The sequence below is a fragment of the Mesorhizobium sp. A556 genome (genome assembly GCF_054489545.1).
This window is the reverse complement of record NZ_JBTMXA010000002.1, coordinates 682,155-706,454: the sequence shown is the minus strand read 5'-3', so window position 1 is coordinate 706,454 and position 24,300 is coordinate 682,155. Positions and strand designations below refer to the sequence as shown.

The following is a 24,300-nucleotide window of genomic DNA, read 5'->3' as shown; positions in this document are numbered from 1 at the left end:
CGCGAACGTCAAGATATTGTTCGGTTTTCACCGGGTTTCCACCGGAATCGAGCGCAAGCGGCAGCGCCGGAAAAACGGGCGCTTGCTTATATCGATTTAAAGCCTTTCGGGAGGTGCTGCGATTCGGGCCGGCGGGGACGGATATGCCCCGCTCAGGCAGTCTGGCGGCGGCTCATCAGGCGCTGCGCCGCCAGCAGCGCAAGGCAAAGTCCGGCGACAGGCAGCACGATCACGGCCAGCATTTCCCAGCCCCAGGCGTTATAGACCGCACCCGACATCAGCGATGCAAAGGCGACGGAAGAGAACAGCACGAAGTCATGAAAGCCCTGCGCCTTGCCCTTCTCCTCGGAGCGGTAGCAGGACGCGACGATCGAGGTCGCGCCGATGAAGGCGAAGTTCCAGCCGAGGCCAAGCAGGACCAGCGCCGTCCAGAATTGCCAAAGATGGATGCCGGACAAGGCCACTGCCGAACAGGCGATCAGCAACGCGAAGCCCGAGGTGACGATGGCCGTCGCGCCAAAGCGGTGAATGAGCCGGCCGGTGAAAAAGCTCGGTGCGAACATGGCCATCACATGCCATGAGATGCCAAGGGTCGCCTGATCCGACGAGAAGCCGCAGCCGACCATAGCCAGCGGCGCTCCGGTCATGACGAAGGTCATCATGGAATAGGAGCCGACGGCGCACAAAAGCGCCACCGCGTAGCGCGGCTGCGAGATGATCTCGATCAGCGGCCGTCCGGTGTCTCCGGTCTCCTGCTCCGTCTTGATCCGCGTGCGGGCGGGCAGGAAAAACAGGATCGCTCCGCCTATTGCCGACAAGCCGATGAGGGCGACGAAAGACCCGGCGAACGGCACGGGAGCCAGAAGATCGTGCGTGAAGATGACGGTCTGCGGCCCCAGCACCGCGGTGACGATGCCGCCCGCCAGCACCAGCGAAATGGCGCGCGCCTTGAATTCCGGCGGCGCATTGTCGGCGGCGGCGAAGCGAAACTGCTGGACGAAAGCGTTGCCGACGCCAACGACCGCGAGGCCAAAGGCGAACAGCCAGAAGCTGGACTGGAAAAGCGCGATCGCCGCGATCAGCCCGCCGAGCGCTGCAACGCCGGACCCCGTCATGAAGCCGTCGCGATGGCCGAGCCGGCGGATGATGGCGGCTGCCGGCAAGGCGCCGACCGCCAGGCCGACGCTGTAGCCGGTGAGCGGCGCGGTCGCCAGCGATTTGTCCGTGCCGAGCATGAAGTAGCCGGCCAGCGCGCCAAGCGCAAAACAGATCGGACCGGCCGAGCCGAGCACGGCCTGCGCCGCGGACAGGACAATGGCCGTGCGGCGCGCATCGCCCTGGTTGAGGGCGGCAGTCATATCCTGGCCGGAGGCACTCAAAGGGCGTCCTTGCCCCGCCCCTCGCCGCGCACCCGGCGCGACACGCGATCCAGCACCGCATTGACCAGCTTCGGCTCGTCTTCGGTGTAGAACGCCTTGGCGATGTCGACATATTCGGAGACGATGACGGCAACCGGCACGTCAGCGCGCTTCATCAGTTCGAAGACGCCGGCGCGCAAAATGGCCCGCAAGGTCGAATCGAGGCGCGAAAGCGGCCAATCCTCGGTCAGCGCCTGCCGGATGATCGGATCGACGGTCTTCTGGTTTTCGACGACGCCGGAAAGAATGGCGCGGAACCACTGGGCGTCGGCTTCAAGGTAGAGCGCGCCGTCCACTTCCTTGCCGAGCCGGAACGCTTCGTATTCGGCGGTGATCTCGAATACGCCGCTGCCGGCAACGTCCATCTGGTACAGCGCCTGCACGGCGGCAAGGCGGGCGGCACCGCGCTTGTTGGCGGTTCGGATGACAGGTCCTGGCGCTATGGGTTCGCTCACGCGTCCGCTCCGAAACGCTCCTTGAGCGCGATCATGGTCAGTGCGGCACGGGCCGCAAAGCCGCCCTTGTCGCCTTCGCTGCGCTTGGCGCGCGTCCATGCCTGCTCGTCGTTTTCCGTGGTCAGGATGCCGTTGCCGATGGCCACCGCCTCCTGGATGGAAAGGTCCATGAGGGCGCGGCTGGATTCATTGGCGACGATCTCGAAATGATAGGTGTCGCCGCGAACGACCGTGCCCAGCGCTACGAACCCGTCATAGGCAGTTCCGCCTTCGGCAGCACCGTCCAGCGCAAAGGTGATGACGGCGGGGATTTCCAGCGAACCCGGAACGGTGACGACATCGTAGGTCGCTCCCGCTTCCTTCAACGCTTCGACCGCGCCGTCGAGCAAGGCGTTGGCCAGATCGTCGTGGAAGCGCGCCTCGACGATGAGCAGGTGCGCCTTCTTCTTCGGGCGGATGAACGCCTTGCCGTGTTGGGATGTACCAGCCATGAATGCTCTCCAGAGAGCGCGTGACTTAGGCCGAAGGCGCAGCATTCGCAAGCGGAAGATTGGTTTGGCCTACTACCGATCCTCCCGTACATGCCACAAACTCAGCACATAGATTGCCGAGTTCACTACCTCGTATCGAATCTCGTAATTGCCGGCGATTATGTGACGAACCTCGCGTGGTGCGAATTCCTCCAATCGCTCGCCGATACGCGGATACTGAAGAAGACGTTCAGGCGCAGCCGTCAAGGATTGAACGACACGCGCCGCCGCCTGTGCATTCAGCGGGCTGAGAAAATCGTGGAGCCGGACCAGATCGGCAAGCGCCCGACCGGTCCACTCCAGTTGCATTATCGCGGGGCCGGCAACGGTGTGTCCGTGCCCAGACTTTCGGCCCATGCCTTTACCAACTGGTGATCGACGACACGGCCACGATCCACATCAGCCAGGGCTTCGAGGGTGAGACGTCGCCGCTCCTCTTCCTGTTCGACCCAGGCGGCAAGCGCCTGCTTGACGATCCAGCCGCGCGGGCGATCCAGCCGCGCCGCCATCTGGTCGACCTTGTCCGCCAGCGGTAGCGGAACGTGCGCGGTAATCACTCTGGTTTCCATGGGAACGTTCCCTAATCAGGCTCAATCATACCGATTAAAGTTGATTAAGTCGACTCTCCATCCCGTCCCTACAGCCCTTCTCGCGCCGCATCAGCCAGCCGCGCGGCGTAGCGGGCCATGGTGTCGATCTCGAGATTGACCCGGTCGCCGACCGCGCGTTCGCCCCAGGTGGTCACGGTCAGCGAATGGTGGATCAACAGCACGTCGAAGCGCACACCATCGACCTTATTGACGGTCAGCGAGGTGCCGTCGAGCGCTACGGAGCCTTTCGGCGCGATGAATTTCGCCAGTTCGCGCGGCGCTTCCAGCGTGAAGCGCACGGCGTCGCCCTCGTCCTTGCGCGCAACGATGGTCGCCATGCCGTCGACATGGCCGGAAACGATATGGCCGCCCAACTCGTCGCCGATCTTCAGCGCCCGTTCCAGATTGACGCGAGAGCCGGCTTTCCATTCCGAGGCGGTCGTCAGCCGCAGCACTTCCTCCCATGCCTCGACCTCGAACCAGCGCGCGTTGGAGCCTTGTTCCGGCAGCGCAGTGACCGTCAGGCAGACCCCGCCGCAGGCGATGGAAGCCCCGATGGCGATCGTTTGCGGCTCATAAGCGGTGTCGATGCGCAGGCCGATGCCCTGCTTCAACGGTTTGACCATGGCAATGGTGCCGACGTCAGTGACAATTCCAGTAAACATCAAAGAGCCCTTATCCATTCGGCGCAACTATCGTCGCCAAAACGCATGTCTCGCGATTTGCGAAAGCCGGTCGGTATGTGGCCGGCGTCGATGGGCGAGGCGATACCTTCTGCACCGATCTCGTCCACGCCCTGAAACAGCACGATGCGGTCGACCAGATCCTCGTCGAGAAAAGCCCTGGCTGTCGCAGCCCCCCCTTCAACCAGAACGCTCAGCATGCCCAGCGCCGCCAGATCCTCCATCAATTCCGGCAAGGCGATGCAATCGTCATGCGTGTCGGTGCCGATGAACCGCACGCCGCGCCGCTCCAGCGCGGTCTTGCGACCCGCTTCAGCGTCTTGCGATATGGCGACATAAAGCGGCACACGGTTGGCGCCGGCGACCAGTTTCGAGGTTTCAGGCAGCCTGATTTGGCGATCGAGCACGATGCGCACCGGCGATCGGTTCTCCAGCCCCGGCAGCCGCACGGTCAGCGCCGGGTCGTCTTCCAGCGCCGTGCCGATGCCGATGAGGATGGCATCGGCTTGCGTGCGCATCATCTGCACTTCGCGGCGCGCGATCTCGCCGGTGACAGTCACCTGACCTTGGCCCCGCAAGCCGATCTTGCCGTCGCTGGAAAGCGCAATCTTCAGAGTAACTTCCGGCCGCTTCTTGAGAGATCGAATCAGATAGCCGGCCATCTGGTCGGCAGCTTGGGAAGCCAGCACCTTCTCCGTCACCTTGATGCCGGCGGCGCGCAGGATGGCATAGCCCTTTCCCGAAACGCGCGGATCGGGGTCGCTGGCGGCACCAACGACACGGGCGATGCCGGCATTGACGAGCGCATTGGCGCAAGGCGGCGTACGGCCATGATGCGCGCAGGGTTCAAGCGTGACATAGGCGGTGGCGCCGCGCGCTAGGTCGCCGGCCTCGGCCAAGGCTTCCGCTTCGGCATGCGGCCGGCCGCCAATGGCGGTCACGCCGGTTCCGACGATCATCGGTCCGGCGCCGTCGTCGCGCACGATCAGGGTGCCGACGGACGGGTTGGTCGCGGTACGCCCGGCGTTCCTGCGCGATAGCCGCAGCGCCGCCGCCATGTAGCGGCGATCCGTGTCTTCCTGTGTTGGCTTGCCTGCTTCGGCCATCCTTCAGCCGGCGTCCTCGTCGCCCTTCAGTTCGCCCAGCACGTCGTGGAAATCCTTGGCTTCGCGGAAGTTGCGATAAACCGAGGCAAAACGCACATAAGCGACATCGTCGAGCGATTTCAGCGCTTCCATCACCAAACGCCCCACCTCGCCGGAAGCCACTTCCGTCTCGCCGGAGCTTTCCAGCTGGCGCACGATGCCGGTGACGGCGCGGTCGATGCGTTCGGGATCGACATTGCGCTTGCGCACCGCGATCTCGACCGAGCGCAACAATTTGTCACGATCGAACGGCACTTTTCGCCCCGACTTCTTCACGACCACGAGGTCGCGAAGCTGTACCCGCTCAAAGGTGGTGAAGCGCCCGCCGCAATCGGGGCAGACACGCCGCCTGCGGATCGCCGACCCGTCCTCGGCGGGCCGCGAATCCTTCACCTGTGTATCTTCGGACTGGCAATAAGGGCAGCGCATGGTCGGATGGGGCCTCGCGATTCTGACTATGGAGAAGGCTTAAAGCCTTTCAGCGCGCCTGCAAACATGCAGACGGCCTCGCCATCAGGAGATAGCGAGGCCGCGCGACAATTTCTATGACGATGTTCAGCCGAGATACGAATACATCGGGAAACGGTCCGTCAACGCGACGACCTTCTTTTTGACTGCAGCCTCGACCGCCGCGTTGCCCTCATCGGAATTGGCCGCTTTCAAGCCGTCGAGAACCTCGGCAATCAGATGGCCGATCTCGCGGAATTCGGCCTCGCCGAAGCCGCGCGTGGTGCCGGCCGGCGTGCCGAGGCGAACGCCCGACGTGACGAACGGCTTTTCCGGGTCGAAGGGAATGCCATTCTTGTTGCAGGTGATGTTGGCGCGGCCCAACGCCTGCTCGGCGCGCTTGCCAGTGGCGTTCTTGGGACGCAGGTCGACCAGCATCAGATGGTTGTCGGTGCCGCCGGAAACGATGTCGAGGCCGGTATCTTTCAGGCTCGCGGCCAGGGTCTTGGCGTTGGCCGCGACGTTTTGCGCGTAAAGCTTGAATTCCGGCTTCAGCGCTTCGCCCAGCGCAATCGCCTTGGCGGCGATGACGTGCATCAGCGGACCGCCCTGAAGACCCGGAAACACCGCCGAATTCATCTTCTTGGCGATGGCTTCATCGTTGCACAGGATCATGCCACCGCGCGGGCCGCGCAGCGACTTGTGCGTCGTGGTGGTGACGACATGGGCGTGCGGCAGCGGCGACGGGTGCACGCCACCGGCAACGAGGCCCGCGATGTGGGCCATGTCGACCATCAGGTAAGCGCCGACCGCGTCGGCGATCTCGCGAAAACGCTTCCAATCCCAGACGCGCGAATAGGCGGTGCCGCCGGCCAGGATCAGCTTCGGCTTGGTCTCATGCGCCAGCTTCTCGATGGCGTCCATGTCGAGCAGATGATCGTCGGGGCGCACGCCGTAAGAGACGACCTTGAACCACTTGCCGCTCATGTTGACCGGCGACCCGTGCGTCAGATGCCCGCCCGAATTGAGGTCGAGGCCCATGAAGGTGTCGCCGGGCTGCAGCAAGGCCAGGAACACCGCCTGGTTCATCTGGCTACCGGAATTGGGCTGGACGTTGGCGAAATTGCAGCCGAACAGCTTTTTGGCGCGCTCGATGGCGAGTTCTTCCGCCACGTCGACGAACTGACAACCGCCATAATAGCGCTTGCCCGGATAGCCTTCGGCATATTTGTTGGTCATGATCGAGCCTTGCGCCTCGAGCACGGCGCGCGAGACGATGTTTTCAGAGGCGATCAGTTCGATCTCGTGGCGCTGGCGGCCGAGTTCGTTGCGGATGGAGCCGAAAATTTCGGGATCGACATCGGCAAGAGGGGTTTCGAAAAAGGCGTCGCGTGTCTGGGCTGCCGATGCAATGACCATGTCTTGGAATTCCTCGCTGTCCAATAGTGCGCCGCAATTAACACAGTTGGGGGCGGCTTGCCACGTGTGCCACGCGAAGTCTGCTAGCCGAAATGCGCCAAACGCCGCAGTTCCGCCATTGAATGCGTTTCGAGCACAGCAAGAGCCAGAAAGCGTCCGTCTGGCAGATCGCTGATTCCGGTCTATATGAGGGCTTCGGAACCGGCATCACGGTTTGGAGCAGTCCTTAATGCCTCATGATTTCCAGGCGGATATCGATACGATCGATAGCATCGACGCTGTATCGACCATTCTCGACGTGGTTTGTCGCACCACAGGCATGGGCTTCGCGGCCGTCGCGCGGGTGACGGAGAGCCGCTGGATCGCCTGCAAGGTTCTGGACAGTCTCGATTTCGGGCTCGCGCCGGGCAGCGAATTGAAGGTCGAGGCGACCATCTGCAACGATATTCGCGAGAGCCGCGCGCCGATCGTCATCAGCAACGCTGCCGAGCACGAAACCTATTCCAGCCATCCCGGCATGGCGGCGTGGCAGTTGAAAAGCTACATCTCGATACCGATCATCCGCCGCGACGGCCGGTTTTTCGGGACGCTCTGCGCAATGGGACCTCACCCCGCAAACCTGAACAATCCCGAAACCATCGGCATGTTCACGCTTTTCGCCGAACTCATCGCCTCCCACCTCGATATCAGGGAACAACTGATGACGGTGAAGGCCGATTTGGCGCACGAACGCGAACTGTCGGAACTGCGCGATCAGTTCATCGCGGTGCTCGGCCATGACCTGCGCAATCCGGTCTCATCGATAGATTCAGGCGCAAAGATGCTGTTGCACATGCCGCTCGACGCCAAATCCCGAAAAATTCTGGATTTGATGCAAGGTAGCGTCGTGCGCATGCGCGGCCTGATCGACAATGTGCTTGACTTTGCCCGCGCGCGCCTTGGCGGCGGCGTCACGCTCGACACCAGCAGAACCCTGCTACCCGTCCAGGACGTGCTGGAACAGGTTCTTGGCGAAATCCGCTCCATCGAGCCGGGGCGCGAAATACAGGCTGACTTTTCGCTGACCGACCCCATCGAGGTCGATCACGCACGGCTTGGACAGCTGTTTTCCAATCTTCTCGCGAATGCGCTGGTCTATGGCGACAGCAGCGCGCCGGTCAGGACGGGCGCCCTCACCCGTGACGGATATTTCGAACTGTGGGTTTCGAACGCTGGCGAGCCTATTCCCGCCACCATGCTCGACAATCTGTTCAAGCCGTTCTTTCGCGGAACCGTCCGGCCAAGCCAGCAAGGCCTGGGGCTCGGCCTCTACATCGCCTCGGAAATCGCACGCGCCCATGGCGGCACGCTGACGGCGCTGTCCAATAGGCAAGAAACCCGCTTCACCTTCAGGATGCCCCTGCATTCCGCGTAACCGATTCCCTACGCGCAATAAGAAAGACCGCTTTCGCAAGCGGCCTTTTTTTTCAAAGTGAAACGGATCAAAGCGCCGAGGTGATCTGCAATTCCTGGGCGCCGTCCCAGCCATAGACGTCGTCGCGGAACTGCACGACCCCCTCGCCCGTCGACCAGGCCGACACGTAAAGGAAATGCACCGGGACGGGATTGGTCACGACGACAGGCTGGTTCTCGCCGGTCTTGATGGCGGCCTCGAAATGCTGGCGATCCCAGCCTGGCGTATCGCGCAGGATCCAGGTTACGAGATCGCGCACGTTCTGCACGCGCACGCAGCCGGACGAATCGAAGCGCATCAGATTGTTGAACAGGCTCTGCTGCGGCGTGTCGTGCATGTAGACGCCGTCGGGGCTCGGGAAATTGATCTTCACCGACGCCATGGCGTTGTTGCTGCCCGGGTCCTGGCGGAAGCGATATTTGGTTGCCTCTTCCGTAGACCAGTCGACATTCAGCGGATCGACCTCGGTGCCGTCGGGCGCGAACAGGCGAATGTGGCTGTCCTTCAGATAATTCGGGTTCTTGCGCATCAAGGGAATGATATCCCGGCGCACGATCGACACCGGCGAAGTCCAGTACGGATTGACGATGATCTCGTTGATCTTGGAATTGACGATCGGGGTCTGCCGGTCGATCTTGCCGACAATCGCGGTGTGGCGGAGCACGACGCGGCCGTTCTCCACCGCCTCGATCTGCGCGGCCGGAATATTGACGAGCACGTAGCGGTCGCCAAGCGTGCCGACCTTTTCGCGCAACCGCACAAGATTGGTTTCAAGCTGGCCAAGGCGCGTCTGGGCCGCCACATTCATGGCCGCGTAGGAAAACTTACCAAGTACGCCATCCGACGGCAATCCGTGGCGCAACTGGAAGCGTTTGACCGACGCGTCGACATAGGAATCGAACGACTGCGACAAGCCGGCGCTCTGCGGCAAATCTCCCGAAACCATCAACCGCTTGCGCAGCGGCACGACGTCGGGGTCGATCACGCCAAGCTTGAGCTTTTTCGTATCGGGAACCTGCCCCCAACCGCCCTGGCCGACAATGCCCTGATATTGCGCAATCGCCTGTTCGGTGAAAGCAACCGTCTGCGGGCTGAAAATCGGCAGCGTCGAGGCGACCTTGGCGCCGTTGCTGACACGCGCGTCGAACGTATCGTCCCAATTGCCCTGACCGGCGGTTTTCAGGATGTCCTGAACGACGTCCTGGGCCCTGGCCCCTCCAGCGACAAGGGTGGCAGCGAGCGCGGAGGCCCCGGAAAGAAAAAAGCGGCGGCTGGTGATCATGGACGTTCCAGACAATCTCGGTACTGTTTTGAAGGTTCGATCTGCAAAACCATTCGGCGATAGGGCTGACTTGCCTCTATTTTCGGTCGACAGTCTTAATAATCCGCCAACCATGCTCCCGGTCCGGCATCAACGTTCGCCGGCATTGCGGGTTCCAGGCAGCACCGCGCTTTCGCCGACATGCCTGCATTCTCGCTCTCACCCGAATATGGCGGCAACGTGGCGTTGCAGGCGTTGCGCAGGAGACGCCGGTCAACAAAGTACGGGCCAGTGCCTTTTGTGCACCGGCTCGTACTTGGCGTTATGGCGCGGACCGGCTTGCGGCCCGTATTTTCCAGACACACGGCGGCAACGCGCCGGCCGATCACATGCGATAGGCGATGGTGTCGTTCCAGAAGCGGTCCAGACGCTGCAAAGCGCGGTTCATCTGCTGGAATTCGTCGGTGTTGATGCCGCCTACCTGCTCGATCGAGCCGACATGGCGATCATAGAGTCCGGCAACCACTTCCGCCACCTCGGCGCCCTTCTCGGTCAGGCTGACGCGGACCGAACGGCGGTCGATGCGCGAGCGCTGGTGGTTGATGAAGCCCAGGTCGACCAGCTTCTTCAGATTGTAGGAGACGTTGGAGCCGAGATAGTAGCCACGCGAACGCAGTTCGCCGGCGGTCAGCTCCGAATTGCCGATGTTGAAGAGCAGCAGCGCCTGGATGGCGTTGATGTCGGAACGGCCGTTGCGGTCGAATTCATCCTTGATAACGTCGAGCAGGCGGCGGTGCAGACGCTCCACCAACTGCAGCGATTCCATATAGAGCGAACGGATTGCCTCGCGGCTTTCGTCGGCTACGGGTGCGGTCTTGGCCGCAGGACGCGAATTGATCATTGTCTTTGCCTCTCGTTTGTCGCCTGGTGATTTTTTGTTCTTCACCTTGATTGCGACACTATCGAATACTCATAAAATTCGACTTAAACGCCAAGGCTAACAAGAGCTTACCGGCAGCTACCTTGATAAGAGGCTTAATGAACGGTCACCCGCGCGAGGACTATTAACCTAAATATTTAGCGACCGGGATTCGGGGGCCGAAATTGCCTGTGCCGCCGGTCGCGCGGCATTTCCTCTTGGCCCTATTGGGCAGGCTGCCGCCTCTGCACATGGATGACCACGCGGAAGGCGATGTAGAGCAAGGCCACCGCCGCGTGCGAGGCAAGCGTCAGCTTCTGCGTTCCGAACAATTCGGGAAAGCCGGCATACATGACGGTTTCGGTCACGGCGCAGATAAACCAGATGACCGGCCCCCACGACGCCAGCATCCACAATCCGGCCGCGGCAAACGGGAAAAACACGGCCAAGAGCGTCGCGGCAACCTGCCAATGGAGGGGCATCAGGTCGAAGCGCCACAAGGGCGCATGATAAAAGCCAATCAACCGCACCCAGTACAAGATGCCGAACAGCAGGCAGTAGGCCGCGACGATCCGATGGAACCAGGCAAAAGCACTTTCGGCCAATGACGGGCTCAATACCAGGCGTCCAGAAGCCGTATTGCTCACAGCACCAGTTCCCGCTCGCCCAATGGCGCGAAATAGGCATCCACGGCAGACTGCGAAACACCATCCAGGCTGGCCGGATGCCATTTCGGCTTGCCATCCTTGTCGATCAGGGCTGCGCGCACGCCCTCGTAGAAATCGTGACCGGCCAGCATCCGGTTGAGAATGCGGAATTCCATGCGCATGCACTCATCCATCGAAAGCGTCTGGCCGGCCGAAATTTCGCGCCAGGCGATCTTCAGGCTGGTCGGCGAGCGCGTCTTGATCGTCGCCAGCGTGGCGGCGGCAAACGCGTCATCGGCAGCTTCCCGCTCAAGGCTGCCGACGATATCCATCAGCGAAGGCTGCGAAAAGTGCCGGGCAATCGCCTCCAGCGTCGGGCGGTCGGTTTCGCGCCTGGCCGAAAAGAAACAACCGCGCAGCACGGATTCCGGCTCGCCAACCTCGGTCAGCCTCTGGATGAAGCCGGCCTGGTCCACCGCCTTGATGGTATGCGTGGCCAACCCCGACCATAGCGCGTCGCCCTGCTTGATGCGGGCGCCCGTCAAACCCAGATAGAAACCGAAACTGCCGCCGAGATCGGGCAGCACATGGCTGGCGCCGACATCGGGGAAGAAGCCGATGCCGACCTCCGGCATGGCGAACTGGGCATTTTCCGTCATCACCCGGTGCGAGCCATGTGCCGAAATGCCGACGCCGCCGCCCATGACGATGCCGTCGATCAGGGCCACATAAGGCTTTTTGAAGCGCGATATCTGGGCATTCAGCCTGTACTCGTCGGCAAAGAAGTCAACGAGCGGGTTTCCGGCGCGGCCGGCATTATAGACCTGAACGATATCGCCACCGGCGCAAAACGCCCTGCCCTCGGCCTTGACCAAAACGACATCGATGCTCTTGTCGCGTTCCCACGCGTGCAGCGCCTTGGCCAGCGCCTTGACCATTTTCAGCGTCAGCGCATTGAGCGCCTGCGGCCGCGTCAGCGTCGCCACACCGGCACGGCCGATATGCTCGAAACGGATTTCGTCGCCGCCACCAAAATCCATCCGCCAAGAATCCTTTCAAACAACCCTCTTGGAAGTGCTAAAGGGTGGCGCACGGGCGCGTCAATGCTGTCGGGCGTGCCATCCGGCCTTGCGTTGCGCAGTCCACCCCTTATCGCCCGACGCGCTGGCACAATTGTATCGCATTGGTCTTGGCGACGGCCTCGTGATAAAAGCCGCGCCGTTCGGAGATTTCACCATGAACAAGTTCACCCCCACAAAACCGGCCGGCGCGCGCAGCGTCGACGAGATCACCAATTCTCGCCGTCTGCGCCGCATGCGCAAGGCACCGTGGTCGAGACGCCTCGTCCAGGAAAATCATTTGACGGTCGACGATCTGATCTGGCCGATCTTCCTCATCGACGGCGTCAATGTGCGCGAACCGATCGCCGCCATGCCCGGCGTCTTCCGCCTGTCCGTCGATCTCGCGGTCAAGGAGGTCGAGCACGCGGCAAAGCTCGGCATTCCGGCCATCGCCAGCTTCCCCAATGTCGAGATGAAGCAGCGCGACCAGACCGGCTCGGCGATCCTGGACCCGGACAATCTCATCAACCGGGCGACTCGCGCCATCAAACATGCGGTGCCCGAGATCGGCGTCATCACCGATGCCGCGCTGGACCCGTTCACCAGCCACGGCCATGACGGCATCTTGCGCGACGGCATCATCGTCAACGACGAGACCGTCGAGCAGGTAACCGCCGCCGCCGTTCTGCAAGCTGCGGCCGGTTCCGACATCATCGCACCATCGGACATGATGGACGGCCGCATCGGCGCGATCCGCGACGCGCTCGACGCCAGCGGCTTTTCCGACGTGGCGATCATGTCCTACGCGACGAAATTCCATTCGGCATTCTACGGCCCCTATCGCGACGCCATCGGCACCGCCGGCCTGCTGCAGGGCGACAAGAAGACCTATTATCTCGACCATGCCAATTCCGACGAGGCGGTGCGCGAGGCCGAGCAGGATCTGGCCGAGGGCGCGGACATGCTCATGGTCAAGCCCGGCCTGCCCTATCTCGACATCGTCCGCCGGCTGAAGGACGAATTCCAGATGCCCACTTTCGCCTATCAGGTGTCGGGCGAATATTCGATGATCAAGGCCGCTGGCGCCAATGGCTGGATCGACGGCGAAAAGGCCATGCTGGAATCGCTGCTGTGCTTCAAGCGGGCCGGCTGCGACGGCATCCTGACCTACTTCGCCCCCGAGGTGGCGCAGATGCTGAAGGGTTGACGTTCTATTCTGGCCAGCGCGCTGACCTTACGGCGAGCGCGACAATTGTCCTACAAATGTCAATCACGCCGCACTAAGCTGCGCCATTCACCGACGAATGCGAGGACTTGAGATGGACTACCGCACGCTTGGCCGTTCCGGCCTGAAGATTTCGACGCTTACCATGGGCACCATGACCTTTGGCGGCGGCGGCAAGTTCGCGGCTGCCGGCAAGACCGACCTCACGGAGGCTCGTCGGCAGATCGACCTTTGCCTCGATGCCGGCATCAATCTGATCGACACGGCCAACGTCTATTCGAGCGGCCTGTCGGAAGAGATCATCGGCGACGCGCTGGGCGGCAAGCGCAAGAACGACGTTCTGATCGCCACCAAGGCGCGCATGAAGGTCGGCACCGGCCCCAATGACGAGGGCCTGTCGCGCTATCATCTCATCCGCGAGTGCGAGCGCAGCCTCAAGCGGCTGAAAACCGATGTCATCGACGTCTATTTCCTGCATGAATGGGACGGCAAGACGCCGCTCGAGGAGACGATGGCCGCGCTCGACACGCTCGTCGCCCAAGGCAAGGTTCGCTATGTCGGCTGCTCCAATTATTCCGGCTGGCACATCATGAAGGCGCTGGGCATCGCCGAGCGCAACCACAACCCGCGCTTCGTCACCCAGCAGATTCACTACACGCTGGAGGCGCGCGAGGCCGAATACGAATTGTTGCCGATCTCGGTCGACCAGGGCCTTGGCGTTCTGGTTTGGAGCCCGCTGGCCGGCGGCCTGCTTTCCGGCAAATATACGCAAGATCAGGCAACCGCGCGACAACTCGCCGGTTGGTCCGAACCGCCGATCCGCGACGTGGACCGGCTGTGGTCGATCGTGGATGTGCTGAACGAAATCGGCAAAGCGCGCGGCGTTTCTGCGGCGCAGGTGGCGCTTGCCTGGCTGCTTGCGCGTCCTGCGGTCACTTCGCTGGTCATCGGCGGACGCAACGAGGCGCAGTTCAAGGACAACATCGCCGCCGCCTCGTTGGTGCTGAGCGTCGAGGAGCGGGTGCGGCTCGATGCCGTCAGCCGCCCGCCTGTGCTTTATCCCTACTGGCACCAGCAGGCGACCGCGCATCGCAGCTTCGGCCCGGCCGATCTCGTGCTCGACCGCGCGTGACGCGCTTCGCGCAAACCGCCCGATGACCCTGCCCGACGAAGCGAGCGAGGCGGGTAACCCGCATTGGCGGCGAAACCTGATCGTGGCCCTGCTGGGCTCGTTCACGACCATCGTGGCGATGACGCTGCTGTTGCCGTTCCTGCCACTCTATGTGGAAGAGTTGGGCGTGACTGGCCACGCGGCCATCGTGCAATGGTCGGGCATCGCCTATGGCGCGACTTTCTTCGCGGCGGCGCTGGTGGCTCCCTTGTGGGGACGGCTCGGCGATCGCTACGGCCGCAAGGCGATGCTGGTGCGCGCCAGTCTCGGCATGGCGGTGGCCATGTCGCTGACGGGCATGGCGCAGGACATCTGGCAACTGGTGCTACTGCGGGTGCTGATCGGTTTTGCCGGCGGCTACTCCTCGGGTTCGATGATCCTGGTCGCGATGCAGACGCCCAAGGACCGTTCTGGCTGGGCGCTCGGCACGCTGTCGGCCGGCATCATGGCCGGGAATCTGGTCGGTCCGCTGGTCGGCGGCGCGCTGCCGCCGTTGATCGGCATCCGCAACACGTTTCTTCTGGCCGGCGCTGTCATTTTCGTCTCATTCCTTGCCACCACCTTCCTCATCAAGGAAGACCCGCGTCGCGGCAGCACGGCTTCCGGCGCGCCAAGGGAGAAAAAAACGAGCGGCTGGTCGCGCATTCCCGACAAGGGGCCGGTCGTCGCGATGCTTTTCACGGGCATGCTGTTGATGTTCGCCACCATGTCGATCGAGCCGATCATCACCGTCTATGTCGGCCAGTTGATCGAGGATCAGAGCCGAGTGACGCTGATCTCGGGCGTCGTCATGTCGGCGGCCGCACTTGGCTCGATCCTGTCGGCCTCACGGCTCGGCAAGCTTGCCGACCGGATCGGTCACTGGAACGTGATTACCGGCGCGCTGGCCGTCTCGGCCGTGCTGCTGATTCCCCAGGCTTTCGTGACGCAAGCCTGGCAATTGATCGGCCTGCGCTTCCTGATGGGGCTGGCGCTGGGCGGACTGTTGCCGTGCATCACCGCCGTCATCCGCCACAACGTGCCGGATGGGGTCGGCGGCAGCGTGCTCGGGCTTTCCATATCCGCCCAGTATGCCGGGCAGGTCGTCGGTCCGCTTACGGGCGGCTTTGTCGGCGGCCGTTTCGGCATGCCGGCCGTGTTCCTTTTCACCTGCGTGCTGATGGCTTTCGGCGCTGCTTATAACTGGCTGATCCAGACGCGCCGCGCGCGAATCGCAACGGTAGGAAATCCATGATGAATCCGAACGAGCCTCCTGCCCGCACCGGGCGCATCCTGGTTTTTGCCGGCGGCCTATGCGGGGCGGCAGGCGTAGCACTTTCGGCTGCTGCGGCGCATCGGGGCGGCGCGTTCACCGGAACCGCCGCCTCCTTCCTGCTGATGCACGCACCGGTGTTTCTCGCCGTCGGCCTGATCGGCGGCAACCGCGTGCTGCGTGCCGGCGCCTTCATCCTGCTGGCCGGGCTCGTCGTCTTCAGCGGCGATCTTCTCGCCCGTGATTTTCTGGCGTCCCGGCTCTTTCCGATGGCCGCACCCATCGGCGGCACGCTGCTTCTGGCAGGGTGGCTGGCGCTTGCCGCATCGGCGCTGGTACGGTCAAAGCCCTGAATCCTTGCCGCAAGCGCTGTTGTATTTTCACGCCGATACAACTACGCAAAGAACATAGACGAAGAAAGGAATCGATATGGCGCGACCACCGAATTACGACCAAGAGCGCAAGGAACGCGACCGGCAGAAGGCTGCGAAAAAGGCTGAAAAGCTTGCGGCAAAAGCAGCCGCCAAAGAGCGCGGCGAAAAGCCGGAAGGCAGCAGCGAAGACGACGCTGCGGAGTAGCGGAACCACGTCGCCTGCATCATCAAGTCGCCCAAGCGCCCTCAAACAAGCGAGGCGCTAGGGCCGGATGGTTCAGGCAGACGCCTTGTCGTTCACGAACACATCGACTTCGCGTGCGGCAGCGACGAATGCCCGCCTGGCGGTCATCGCAGGCTTGTCGCCTGCAATCGCGTCGTGGCAAGCCTGAAGGGCCGCCCGGTGCTTCGGGCTTCGCTTGCCGGGCCAGTTGCTCAGAAGAAAATCCGAAGCGTCTTTAGCCGATCGCAAAAGCAAAACCTTTCCCTCCGCGTCCGCCTTAACGGTCACGGGGGTCTCAAACCGATTGTTTTCCATGGGGCGCTCTTACCCCGTTCACAACCAATAAGCGAGGACGAAAATCTTGATTTCGTCTTTCGGCACCCCATCTGGATCATCGAGGCCCGTTTCCAAGGTGCTTTAAGAGGAACGAAATGAACGCACGCGTGCTCGATGGTGAAATCCTGACGACCCGGCTGGACGATGCCCGGCTCTATGACGGCGTGCGCACGCGGCGCATCCTGGCCGTGATGATCGACTATCTGATCGTGGCCGTGCTCACCATTCCGGTTGCCATCATCGTCTTCTTGCTCGGCATACTGACGCTCGGGCTTGGCTGGATGCTGTTTTCCGTGCTCGTGCCTGCCGTTGCCGTGCTCTACATCTGGAATACGCTGGGCAGCGCCGATCAGGCCACGACCGGCATGAAGATGATGGGCATCCGCCTCGACCGCCTCGACGGCAGGCCGATCGACGGCATGACGGCGGTGGTGCATTCGGTGCTGTTTTGGGCTGGCAACGTCATCTTGACGCCGCTGGTGCTGTTGGTATCGCTGTTTTCGGACCGCAAGCGCACGTTGCACGACCTTTTGCTTGGCACAGTGGTGACGCGCACAAGGGCTTGATCGGGGGCTTGATCGGGGGCTTGATCGGGGGCTTGATCGGCCATTTTCGAAGGCCCGGCGCGGCGGTTTATACACAATCCAGTTGAAATTTTCGTCGCCCGGCCCAAAGGTAGGGCGATTCGCGGGAGCCGTTTTCACATTCGATGACGCACCAACCGACACAGTCGCCGCAGTTCTTCCTGACCGCGCCATCGCCGTGCCCTTATCTGGAGGGCCAGTTCGAGCGCAAGGTGTTCACGCATCTGGTCGGGGACAAGGCGCCGGAGATGAACGATCTCCTGACGCAAGGCGGCTTCCGCCGGTCGCAGAACATCGCCTACCGGCCAGCCTGCGAGACTTGCCGTGCCTGCGTTTCGGTCCGCATCCTCGCGCAGGAGTTTTCTGCAGGGCGCAGCATGAGGCGCGTGATGCACCACAATGCCGACCTCGTCGGCGCCATGCACGACGCCGAACCGTCCACCGAGCAGTATTCGCTTTTCCGCACCTATCTCGACGCTCGCCATCGCCGCGGCGGCATGTCGGACATGACGGTGCTCGACTACGCCATGATGGTCGAGGACACCCATGTCGACACCAAGGTCATCGAATATCGCCGGCGCGGCCCCGACACCTTCATCACTGGCAAGGGCCGGGGCGAGTTGATCGCCGTCGCGCTGACCGACAAGATGGCGGATGGGCTTTCCATGGTCTATTCCTATTTCGACCCCGAACTCACCGACCGCTCCCTCGGCACCTTCATGATCCTCGACCATATCGCCCGCGCCAAGGCGATGGGCTTGCCCCACGTCTATCTCGGCTACTGGGTCAACGGCTCGCGCAAGATGAATTATAAGATGCGATTCATGCCGCAGGAGCATCTTGGCCCGAAGGGCTGGGAGCGCTACACAGGCGACATCTGACAACTGGCCCGCCATGAAGCTGCCGTTGGATCGAACAACGGAGCATCGCCCTGTCCACCCCCCAGATCAGTCATTCCAAGGGTCTCCTGATTGCCGCGATCGGTGGCATGGCGCTTACCATCGACATCCCGCTGATCCGGCTGGCTGAGGGCGAGACGTGGTCCATCCTGATGGTGCGCTCGGGCACGACCTTCATCGCAGCGCTGATCGTATGGGCAATCTGGCGGATGGCGGCACCCGCCACGGCTCCACGCCTCATCCCGGGGCGCGCAGGCCTGGTCGTGTCGGCGCTCTATGGCCTCGGCTCAGTCACCTTCGTCCTCGGCATCTTCAATACGCTGACGGCCAATCTGGTCTTCATCCTCGCCTTCAACCCCATGTTCACGGCGCTGCTTTCCTGGCTTTTCCTGAAGGAGCGCCCGAGCCCGGCGACTTTCGCAACGATGGCGGTCATGGTGGTCGGCGTCGGCGTCATCGTCGGCGGATCGCTCGGCAGCGGCCATGTTTTCGGCGACCTGATGGGGCTTTCCACGGCGCTCCTGCTTTCCAGCGCGATCACCATCACCCGGGCCAGCGGCAAGGATATGGGTCTTGCCGCCTTGGTGGGCGGGGTCGCTCCCTGCATTACCGCCATGTTCGTCGTCTGGAACGCCGGCTACATGATCGAAACGCCCTGGTGGGCGATCCTCGACGGCCTCGTCATCATGCCGATTTCGTTCTTCTGCCTCGCAACCGCGCCAAAATACATTGCCGGGCCGGAAGTCGCGATGTTCTATCTGTTGGAAACCGTGCTCGCCCCGGTGTGGGTGTGGGTGGTGTTTTCCGAGATGCCGGCGCGAAACAGCCTCATCGGCGGCGCGATCCTGATCGTTGCGCTCGTGTTCCATTCGATGTGGCAGTTGTACCAGGGCCACAAGCGCCGTACCGGCGGCCCGCTGCGTCAACCTGCCTGAGGCGTCTTTTCCGGCGTGGTCTCCACGACCGCGTCGATTTCCAGCGGTGCCTCGTCGATGGCGGCTACTGCGTCGGCCACCTCGGTCTCATGCAGCCATTCCCGCCAGATCGCCACCAGCAGCGCCATCAGCACCGGGCCGATGAACAGGCCAAGAAAGCCCATCGTCTTGACGCCTCCGATCAAACCGAAAAACGTCGGCAGGAACGGCAGCTTGATCGGGCCGCCTACCAGCTTGGGCCGCAGCGTCTTGTCGACGATGAACAGTTCCACCGCGCCCCACACGAACAGGGCCACCCCTGCGAACATGGAGCCGCTGGCGGCCAGGTAGATCGAAACAAGCGTGAAGGACAGCGGCGCGCCGCCCGGAATGAGCGCCATGACGCCGGTAAGCGCGCCGAGCGTCACGGGCGAAGGCACGCCGGCCAGCCAGTAGGCCGTGCCCAGCACCACGCCCTCGCCGATGGCGATGATGGTCATGCCGGTCACCGTGGACGAGATCGTCGCTGGTACCACGCGCGAAATCCGCTCCCACCGCGCCGGCAGGATACGCTCGCCCAGCCGGTCGATCTGCCCGGCGAAAGCCTCGCCGTCGCGATAGGCGAAGAACAGGGCGATCAGCATGAACAGCATGGTCAAAAGCAGGCCGAACGCGCTGCCGCCCGCCGCCAGAACGCCGCGATAGATGCTGCCGATATTGGCGCCGCTGACTAATTGGATCAGTTCGCCGACACCGCCCGGATGGCTGATGGCCTGCGTCCATTGCTCGTCCAGCCACTCGCCGACCACCGGCAAGGTGGCGATCCACTGCGGCGTCGGCGCGCCATCGTGGTTGGTCTGGATCGCCCATGTCACCCATTCGCGCACCTCATGGATGGCGTAACTGCCGGCAAGCGAGATCGGCACCACCAGAAATGCCAGGATGAACAGGATGGCCAGTGTCGCGGCGACGGTGCGGTTATCGCCGACGGCACCGAGCAGGCGCCGGTAGAGCGGCCAACTGGCAAACGCGATAACCAGCGCCGCCAACACCGGGACAAGGAACCCGTGAAAGAAATAAACGCCGGCCGCAAACACCAGCACCAGCAGCCATCGCGCCGCCGACAGCGGTGGAATGACCGCCGAGCGCAAGGGCGCGGCAGCACCGAACAGGCGTAGTTGCTTAGGTGCTTTCCTGATCTCCGGTTCCTTCAAACGCCTTGCACCTCAATGAGGACGGCACCTCGTGTGCGCCATCTGCACTATCGGCGACAATAGTGCAGTAAACGTGACTGCATGCCAAACGATCTTGCACACACGGTCATGCAAAGAATGAAGCTATGTCCGGCTTAGCCGAATTTGCCCGTGCGCGGAAAACCTTTCGGCACCATGCGGCCTGCCGAAGCGCGGGCGCCGGTCCATTCGATCAGTTCCTCTTTCGACTTGACGAAGGTGCGGTCGGCCGAATCCTGCCACGACAGGCCGCTCTCCAGCGCGAAGGTCTTGATGTCGAGGATGCCGCCATCCTTGTATTTCTGAAGGCGCACGCCCTTGCCGCGCGTCATCTCGGGGATTTCGGCCAGCCCGAAGACCAGCATCTTGCGGTTTTCGCCGACGATCGCCGCGTGATCACCCTCTACAACCAGACACCGCTGGGCTTCGTCGGGTGATTTGACGTTCATCACCTGCCTGCCCTTGCGGGTGTTGGCGACGACGTCATCCTCCGGCACGACAAAGCCATAGCCCTGATGTGACGCCAGCAGCAGCTTGCGCTTCGGCTCATGGATGAAAGCCGTGACGATATCCTGATCGTTTTCCATGTCGACGATGATGCGGATCGGTTCGCCATGGCCACGGCCACCCGGCAGGCGATCCGCGCCGATGGTGTAGAATTTGCCGCCGGTGGTGAAGACGAGGATCTTGTCGGTGGTCTGCGCGTGGAACGCCAGCTTGAGCGCATCGCCTTCCTTGAAGGTCAGCGACGCATAATCGGCCATATGCCCCTTCATCGCCCGCAGCCAGCCTTTTTCGGAAACGACGACCGTTACCGGCTCGCGCTCGATCATGGCGTGGGCGATGTCGTCCAGATTGTGCTCGGGCGCGTCCGCGAACTGGGTGCGGCGCTTGCCGATCTCCGTCTCGGGACCGTATTTCTTGCGGACCTCGCCAATCTCCCAGCGGATCGTCGCCCATTGCTTGGTCCCGGATGCCAGCAGCGCCTCGATCTGGCTCTTTTCCGCCGACAGCCCGTCGAATTCCTTGCGGATTTCGAATTCTTCCAGCTTGCGCAAGGCGCGCAGGCGCATGTTGAGGATGGCCTCGGCTTGCGTGTCGGTGAGCGACCAGCGGGCCATCATCACCTGCTTCGGCTCGTCCTCCTCGCGGATGATGCGGATCACCTCGTCGATGTTCAGATAGGCGATGAGGTAGCCGGCAAGGATTTCCAGCCGCCGCTCGATTTCGCCGAGGCGATGACGCGAACGGCGCAGCAGCACCTCGCGGCGGTGCTCCAGCCATTCCTGCAGCACGGCCTTCAGCGACAAAACGTTCGGCACCTTGCCGCGCGACAAGACGTTGAGATTGAGCGGAAAGCGGCTTTCAAGCTCGGTCAGCTTGAACAGCGATTCCATCAAGAGGCCGGGATCGACGGCGCGGCTCTTCGGCACCAGCACGACGCGGACGTCTTCGGCGCTCTCGTCGCGAATGTCTTCCAAAAGCGGCAGCTTGCGCGCCATCAGCAGTTCGGCGGCTTTCTCGATCAGCCGGGCCTTCTGGACGCCATAGGGAATTTCGGTGACGACGATCGTCCACGTTCCCCTGCCCTGGTCTTCCTGATGCCATTTGGCGCGCACGCGAAAACCGCCGCGTCCTGTCTCATAGGCTTCGAGGATGGAGGCGCGGCTGTCGACGATGATGCCGCCGGTCGGGAAATCCGGTCCCTGCACGAATTCCATCAGCTTTTCGATCGACGCGCCCGGATTTTCGATCAAGTGCAGGGCGGCGTCGCACAGCTCGGCGGCGTTGTGCGGCGGGATCGAAGTCGCCATGCCGACCGCGATGCCGGACGAGCCGTTGGCCAGCAGGTTCGGGAACGCGCCGGGCAGGACGATCGGCTCTTCGTCCTCCTCATTGTAGGTCGGGCGGAAATCGACGGCATCCTCGGTGATGCCTTCCAGCAGCAGCGTTGCCACCTCGGTCATGCGCGCTTCGGTGTAGCGCATGGCGGCGGCGTTATCGCCGTCGATATTGCCGAAATTGCCCTGCCCGTCGACCAGCGGATAACGCACGGAAAAACTCTGCGCCAGCCGCACCAGCGCGTCGTAGATCGACTGGTCGCCATGCGGGTGGAACTTGCCCATCACCTCGCCGACGATGCGGGCGCATTTGGCAAAGCCCTGATCGGGGTTCAAACGCAACAGCCGCATGGCATGCATGATGCGTCGATGCACCGGCTTCAGCCCGTCGCGCACGTCCGGCAGCGCGCGGTGCATGATGGTCGACAGCGCATAGGCCAGATAGCGCTCTTCCAGCGCCTTCTTCAGATCGACCGGTTCAATATGATCGCCGCCACCCGCAGGCGGCAAATGCCCTTTTCCCATGGGTTTGACCTAACCGAGCCACTGATTCGCGGCAAGGGCGAAGACGGAAATCGTCAAGCACAAGCGCAAAACAAAAACCCCGCCGGAAAGGCGGGGTTCGGTTTGGAGTTTTTGGCCCCGCGCCAGCGGGAGCGAAGCGCCGAAAAACTTATTCGGCGTCCTTGGCGGCTGCCTTTTTCTTCGGCGCTGCCTTCTTCTTCGGCTCGTCGGCGCCGGCTTCGTCGGCAGCCTTGGCTTCCGTCTTCTTGGCGGCGGCCTTCTTGGCCGGCTTGGCCTTGGTCTCGACTTCCTCGTCGTCGGCCATCAGCTCTTCCTTGGACACCTTCTTGTCGGTGACGGCGACCTGGCTGAGCAGGTGGTCGACCACCTTCTCCTCGAACATCGGCGCGCGCAGCGTGTTCACCGCTTCCGGGTTGCTGCGGTAGAACTCGAACACCTGCTGCTGCTGGTCGCCCGGGAAACGACGCACCTGCTCGAACAGGCCGCGCTGCAACTCCTCGTCGGAGACGGTAACGCCGGCCTTTTCGCCGATCTCGGCCAGAACCAGGCCAAGGCGCACGCGGCGCTCGGCCAGGCGCAGATATTCAACGCGCGCCTCTTCTTCCGTCGTCTCTTCGTCAACGAAGGTGCGGCCGGCCGCTTCCAGATCGCGGTTGACCTGCGCCCAGATGTTGTTGAACTCGGCTTCGACAAGCTTCGACGGCGCCTCGAACGAGTAAGCGCTGTCCAACTGGTCGAGAAGCTGGCGCTTGACCTTCTGGCGGGTCATCGAACCGAACTGGTTCTCGATCTGGCCGCGCACGATCTCGCGCAGCTTTTCAAGCGATTCCAGGCCGAGGCTCTTGGCCGTCTCGTCGCTGATTTCCAGCGCGCCCGGCTTCTCCACGCCCTTGACGGTTACTTCGAAGGTCGCTTCCTTGCTGGCAAGATGGGCTGCCTGGTAGTTTTCCGGGAACGTCACGGTGACCAGCTTTTCGTCGCCGGCCTTGGCGCCAACAAGCTGTTCCTCGAAACCGGGGATGAATTCCTTGGAACCGAGCACCAGCGGCTGGTCGTTGCCGGCGCCGCCGTCAAAGGCCTCGCCGCCGATCTTGCCGACATAGTCGATGGTGACGCGGTCGCCGTCGTCTGCCTTGCCGGTCTTGGGCTCGTAGGAGCGGGTCGATTCGGCGACGCGCTTGACCTGCTCGTCGATCTCGCTCTCCGGTACGTCATAGACCGGGCGCTCGACCTTGATGTCGGAGAATTCCTTGATCTCGATTGCCGGAATGACTTCATAGTTCAGCTTGAACTCGAAGTCGGAACCGCCGGCCAGGATTTTTTCGGCTTCCTTCTCGTCCTCGGTCATGATGACCTCGGGCTGCATCGCCGCCTTCTCGCCGCGACCGGTGATGATGGTGCGCGAATCGTTGAGGATTTCGTTGACCACCTCGGCCATGAACGACTTGCCGTACACTTTGCGCAGATGATTGACCGGCACCTTGCCGGGGCGGAAGCCGTTGATGCGGGCCTTGCCCTGGGCGTCCGAAAGCCGGGCATTCAGCTTGGCTTCCATGTCGCTGGCCGGCACGACGACCTTGATCTCGCGCTTGAGGCCGGAATTGAGCGTTTCGGTGACCTGCATCATCAAACCTTTGTTTTCGCCAATGAGGCGCTGTACGGCCCGTGCCATACGCAGCCTGGTAAAGTCTCGCCG

General features: G+C 62.5%; 26 protein-coding genes. 9 read left to right on the top strand and 17 right to left on the bottom strand.

Annotated features, from left to right (window positions below; all coding sequences use genetic code 11):
* Positions 1–152 precede the first annotated feature (152 nt).
* The 9 genes from ACX3P0_RS08055 to glyA all read right to left on the bottom strand — a co-directional run bounded on the left by ACX3P0_RS08055 (position 153) and on the right by glyA (position 6,687).
* Positions 153–1,358, bottom strand: coding sequence for an MFS transporter (locus ACX3P0_RS08055; RefSeq protein ID WP_459087873.1), 1,206 nt, complete (start codon positions 1,356–1,358; stop codon positions 153–155).
* 17 nt (positions 1,359–1,375) lie between these two features.
* Positions 1,376–1,873: a transcription antitermination factor NusB gene (nusB, locus tag ACX3P0_RS08050; protein WP_459078594.1), complete on the bottom strand. Its 498-nt coding sequence runs from the start codon at positions 1,871–1,873 to the stop codon at positions 1,376–1,378.
* Positions 1,870–2,364, bottom strand: a complete 495-nt coding sequence (locus tag ACX3P0_RS08045) for a 6,7-dimethyl-8-ribityllumazine synthase (protein ID WP_459087792.1) — start codon at positions 2,362–2,364, stop codon at positions 1,870–1,872. Before ACX3P0_RS08045 ends, nusB begins: the two co-directional genes overlap by 4 nt.
* 72 nt (positions 2,365–2,436) lie before the next feature.
* Positions 2,437–2,712: a type II toxin-antitoxin system RelE/ParE family toxin gene (locus tag ACX3P0_RS08040; RefSeq protein ID WP_459087791.1), complete on the bottom strand. Its 276-nt coding sequence runs from the start codon at positions 2,710–2,712 to the stop codon at positions 2,437–2,439.
* Positions 2,712–2,972, bottom strand: a complete 261-nt coding sequence (locus tag ACX3P0_RS08035) for a CopG family ribbon-helix-helix protein (protein ID WP_459087790.1) — start codon at positions 2,970–2,972, stop codon at positions 2,712–2,714. Before ACX3P0_RS08035 ends, ACX3P0_RS08040 begins: the two co-directional genes overlap by 1 nt.
* 68 nt (positions 2,973–3,040) lie before the next feature.
* Complete coding sequence (locus tag ACX3P0_RS08030; protein ID WP_459087789.1) at positions 3,041–3,658, bottom strand: riboflavin synthase; 618 nt, start codon at positions 3,656–3,658, stop codon at positions 3,041–3,043.
* A complete protein-coding gene (gene ribD / locus ACX3P0_RS08025; RefSeq protein ID WP_459087788.1) occupies positions 3,658–4,782 on the bottom strand; it encodes a bifunctional diaminohydroxyphosphoribosylaminopyrimidine deaminase/5-amino-6-(5-phosphoribosylamino)uracil reductase RibD in 1,125 nt (374 codons plus the stop codon). The genes ACX3P0_RS08030 and ribD overlap by 1 nt, the downstream gene beginning before the upstream one ends.
* Before the next feature lie 3 nt (positions 4,783–4,785).
* Positions 4,786–5,250, bottom strand: coding sequence for a transcriptional regulator NrdR (nrdR, locus tag ACX3P0_RS08020; protein ID WP_459078588.1), 465 nt, complete (start codon positions 5,248–5,250; stop codon positions 4,786–4,788).
* Between the two features lie 126 nt (positions 5,251–5,376).
* The gene (gene glyA / locus ACX3P0_RS08015; RefSeq protein WP_459087787.1) at positions 5,377–6,687 is read right to left on the bottom strand and encodes a serine hydroxymethyltransferase; all 1,311 of its coding nucleotides are present in this window, start codon (positions 6,685–6,687) and stop codon (positions 5,377–5,379) included.
* 229 nt (positions 6,688–6,916) lie between these two features.
* On the opposite strand from glyA, the gene ACX3P0_RS08010 reads away from it, so the two are divergent.
* The gene (locus ACX3P0_RS08010) at positions 6,917–8,101 is read left to right on the top strand and encodes a GAF domain-containing sensor histidine kinase (RefSeq protein WP_459087786.1); all 1,185 of its coding nucleotides are present in this window, start codon (positions 6,917–6,919) and stop codon (positions 8,099–8,101) included.
* Positions 8,102–8,168: 67 nt separating this feature from the next.
* Here ACX3P0_RS08010 and ACX3P0_RS08005 read toward each other — a convergent pair whose 3' ends face one another.
* The 4 genes from ACX3P0_RS08005 to ACX3P0_RS07990 form a co-directional block, all read right to left on the bottom strand.
* Positions 8,169–9,422: a L,D-transpeptidase family protein gene (locus ACX3P0_RS08005; protein WP_459087784.1), complete on the bottom strand. Its 1,254-nt coding sequence runs from the start codon at positions 9,420–9,422 to the stop codon at positions 8,169–8,171.
* Positions 9,423–9,786: 364 nt separating this feature from the next.
* Complete coding sequence (ldtR, locus tag ACX3P0_RS08000; RefSeq protein WP_459078584.1) at positions 9,787–10,302, bottom strand: transcriptional regulator LdtR; 516 nt, start codon at positions 10,300–10,302, stop codon at positions 9,787–9,789.
* A 242-nt stretch (positions 10,303–10,544) separates the two neighbouring features.
* The gene (locus ACX3P0_RS07995; RefSeq protein WP_459078790.1) at positions 10,545–10,943 is read right to left on the bottom strand and encodes a DUF6163 family protein; all 399 of its coding nucleotides are present in this window, start codon (positions 10,941–10,943) and stop codon (positions 10,545–10,547) included.
* Between the two features lie 20 nt (positions 10,944–10,963).
* Positions 10,964–12,007 (bottom strand): enoyl-CoA hydratase/isomerase family protein, encoded by a 1,044-nt coding sequence (locus tag ACX3P0_RS07990; protein ID WP_459087782.1) that lies wholly within the window; start codon positions 12,005–12,007, stop codon positions 10,964–10,966.
* A gap of 196 nt (positions 12,008–12,203) precedes the next feature.
* Between ACX3P0_RS07990 and hemB the strand changes: the two genes are divergently transcribed.
* The 5 genes from hemB to ACX3P0_RS07965 all read left to right on the top strand — a co-directional run bounded on the left by hemB (position 12,204) and on the right by ACX3P0_RS07965 (position 16,255).
* Positions 12,204–13,235 carry a porphobilinogen synthase gene (gene hemB / locus ACX3P0_RS07985; RefSeq protein ID WP_459087780.1) on the top strand — a complete coding sequence of 344 codons (1,032 nt, stop codon included), beginning with the start codon at positions 12,204–12,206 and terminating at the stop codon, positions 13,233–13,235.
* Between the two features lie 112 nt (positions 13,236–13,347).
* Positions 13,348–14,385: an aldo/keto reductase gene (locus tag ACX3P0_RS07980; RefSeq protein ID WP_459087778.1), complete on the top strand. Its 1,038-nt coding sequence runs from the start codon at positions 13,348–13,350 to the stop codon at positions 14,383–14,385.
* Positions 14,386–14,407: 22 nt separating this feature from the next.
* Positions 14,408–15,658, top strand: a complete 1,251-nt coding sequence (locus tag ACX3P0_RS07975; protein ID WP_459087776.1) for an MFS transporter — start codon at positions 14,408–14,410, stop codon at positions 15,656–15,658.
* The gene (locus ACX3P0_RS07970; protein ID WP_459087872.1) at positions 15,658–16,029 is read left to right on the top strand and encodes a DUF423 domain-containing protein; all 372 of its coding nucleotides are present in this window, start codon (positions 15,658–15,660) and stop codon (positions 16,027–16,029) included. Before ACX3P0_RS07975 ends, ACX3P0_RS07970 begins: the two co-directional genes overlap by 1 nt.
* Positions 16,030–16,105: 76 nt before the next feature.
* Positions 16,106–16,255, top strand: a complete 150-nt coding sequence (locus tag ACX3P0_RS07965) for a hypothetical protein (protein WP_459078579.1) — start codon at positions 16,106–16,108, stop codon at positions 16,253–16,255.
* A gap of 72 nt (positions 16,256–16,327) precedes the next feature.
* On the opposite strand, the gene ACX3P0_RS07960 is transcribed toward ACX3P0_RS07965, so the two are convergent.
* Positions 16,328–16,561, bottom strand: coding sequence for a DUF982 domain-containing protein (locus tag ACX3P0_RS07960; RefSeq protein ID WP_459087774.1), 234 nt, complete (start codon positions 16,559–16,561; stop codon positions 16,328–16,330).
* A 143-nt stretch (positions 16,562–16,704) separates the two neighbouring features.
* Between ACX3P0_RS07960 and ACX3P0_RS07955 the strand changes: the two genes are divergently transcribed.
* The 3 genes from ACX3P0_RS07955 to ACX3P0_RS07945 all read left to right on the top strand — a co-directional run bounded on the left by ACX3P0_RS07955 (position 16,705) and on the right by ACX3P0_RS07945 (position 19,027).
* On the top strand, positions 16,705–17,175 hold the full coding sequence (locus ACX3P0_RS07955; RefSeq protein WP_459078577.1) for an RDD family protein: 471 nt from the start codon (positions 16,705–16,707) through the stop codon (positions 17,173–17,175).
* A 143-nt stretch (positions 17,176–17,318) separates the two neighbouring features.
* Positions 17,319–18,074: an arginyltransferase gene (locus ACX3P0_RS07950; protein WP_459078576.1), complete on the top strand. Its 756-nt coding sequence runs from the start codon at positions 17,319–17,321 to the stop codon at positions 18,072–18,074.
* 29 nt (positions 18,075–18,103) lie between these two features.
* A complete protein-coding gene (locus tag ACX3P0_RS07945; RefSeq protein ID WP_459087871.1) occupies positions 18,104–19,027 on the top strand; it encodes a DMT family transporter in 924 nt (307 codons plus the stop codon).
* Here the strand turns inward: ACX3P0_RS07945 and ACX3P0_RS07940 are convergent.
* The 3 genes from ACX3P0_RS07940 to tig form a co-directional block, all read right to left on the bottom strand.
* Positions 19,015–20,220: an AI-2E family transporter gene (locus tag ACX3P0_RS07940; protein WP_459087772.1), complete on the bottom strand. Its 1,206-nt coding sequence runs from the start codon at positions 20,218–20,220 to the stop codon at positions 19,015–19,017. The genes ACX3P0_RS07945 and ACX3P0_RS07940 overlap by 13 nt on opposite strands.
* Before the next feature lie 134 nt (positions 20,221–20,354).
* On the bottom strand, positions 20,355–22,604 hold the full coding sequence (parC, locus tag ACX3P0_RS07935; protein WP_459087770.1) for a DNA topoisomerase IV subunit A: 2,250 nt from the start codon (positions 22,602–22,604) through the stop codon (positions 20,355–20,357).
* 148 nt (positions 22,605–22,752) lie between these two features.
* Positions 22,753–24,228: a trigger factor gene (gene tig, locus ACX3P0_RS07930; protein WP_459087768.1), complete on the bottom strand. Its 1,476-nt coding sequence runs from the start codon at positions 24,226–24,228 to the stop codon at positions 22,753–22,755.
* Between the last annotated feature and the right edge of the window lie 72 nt (positions 24,229–24,300).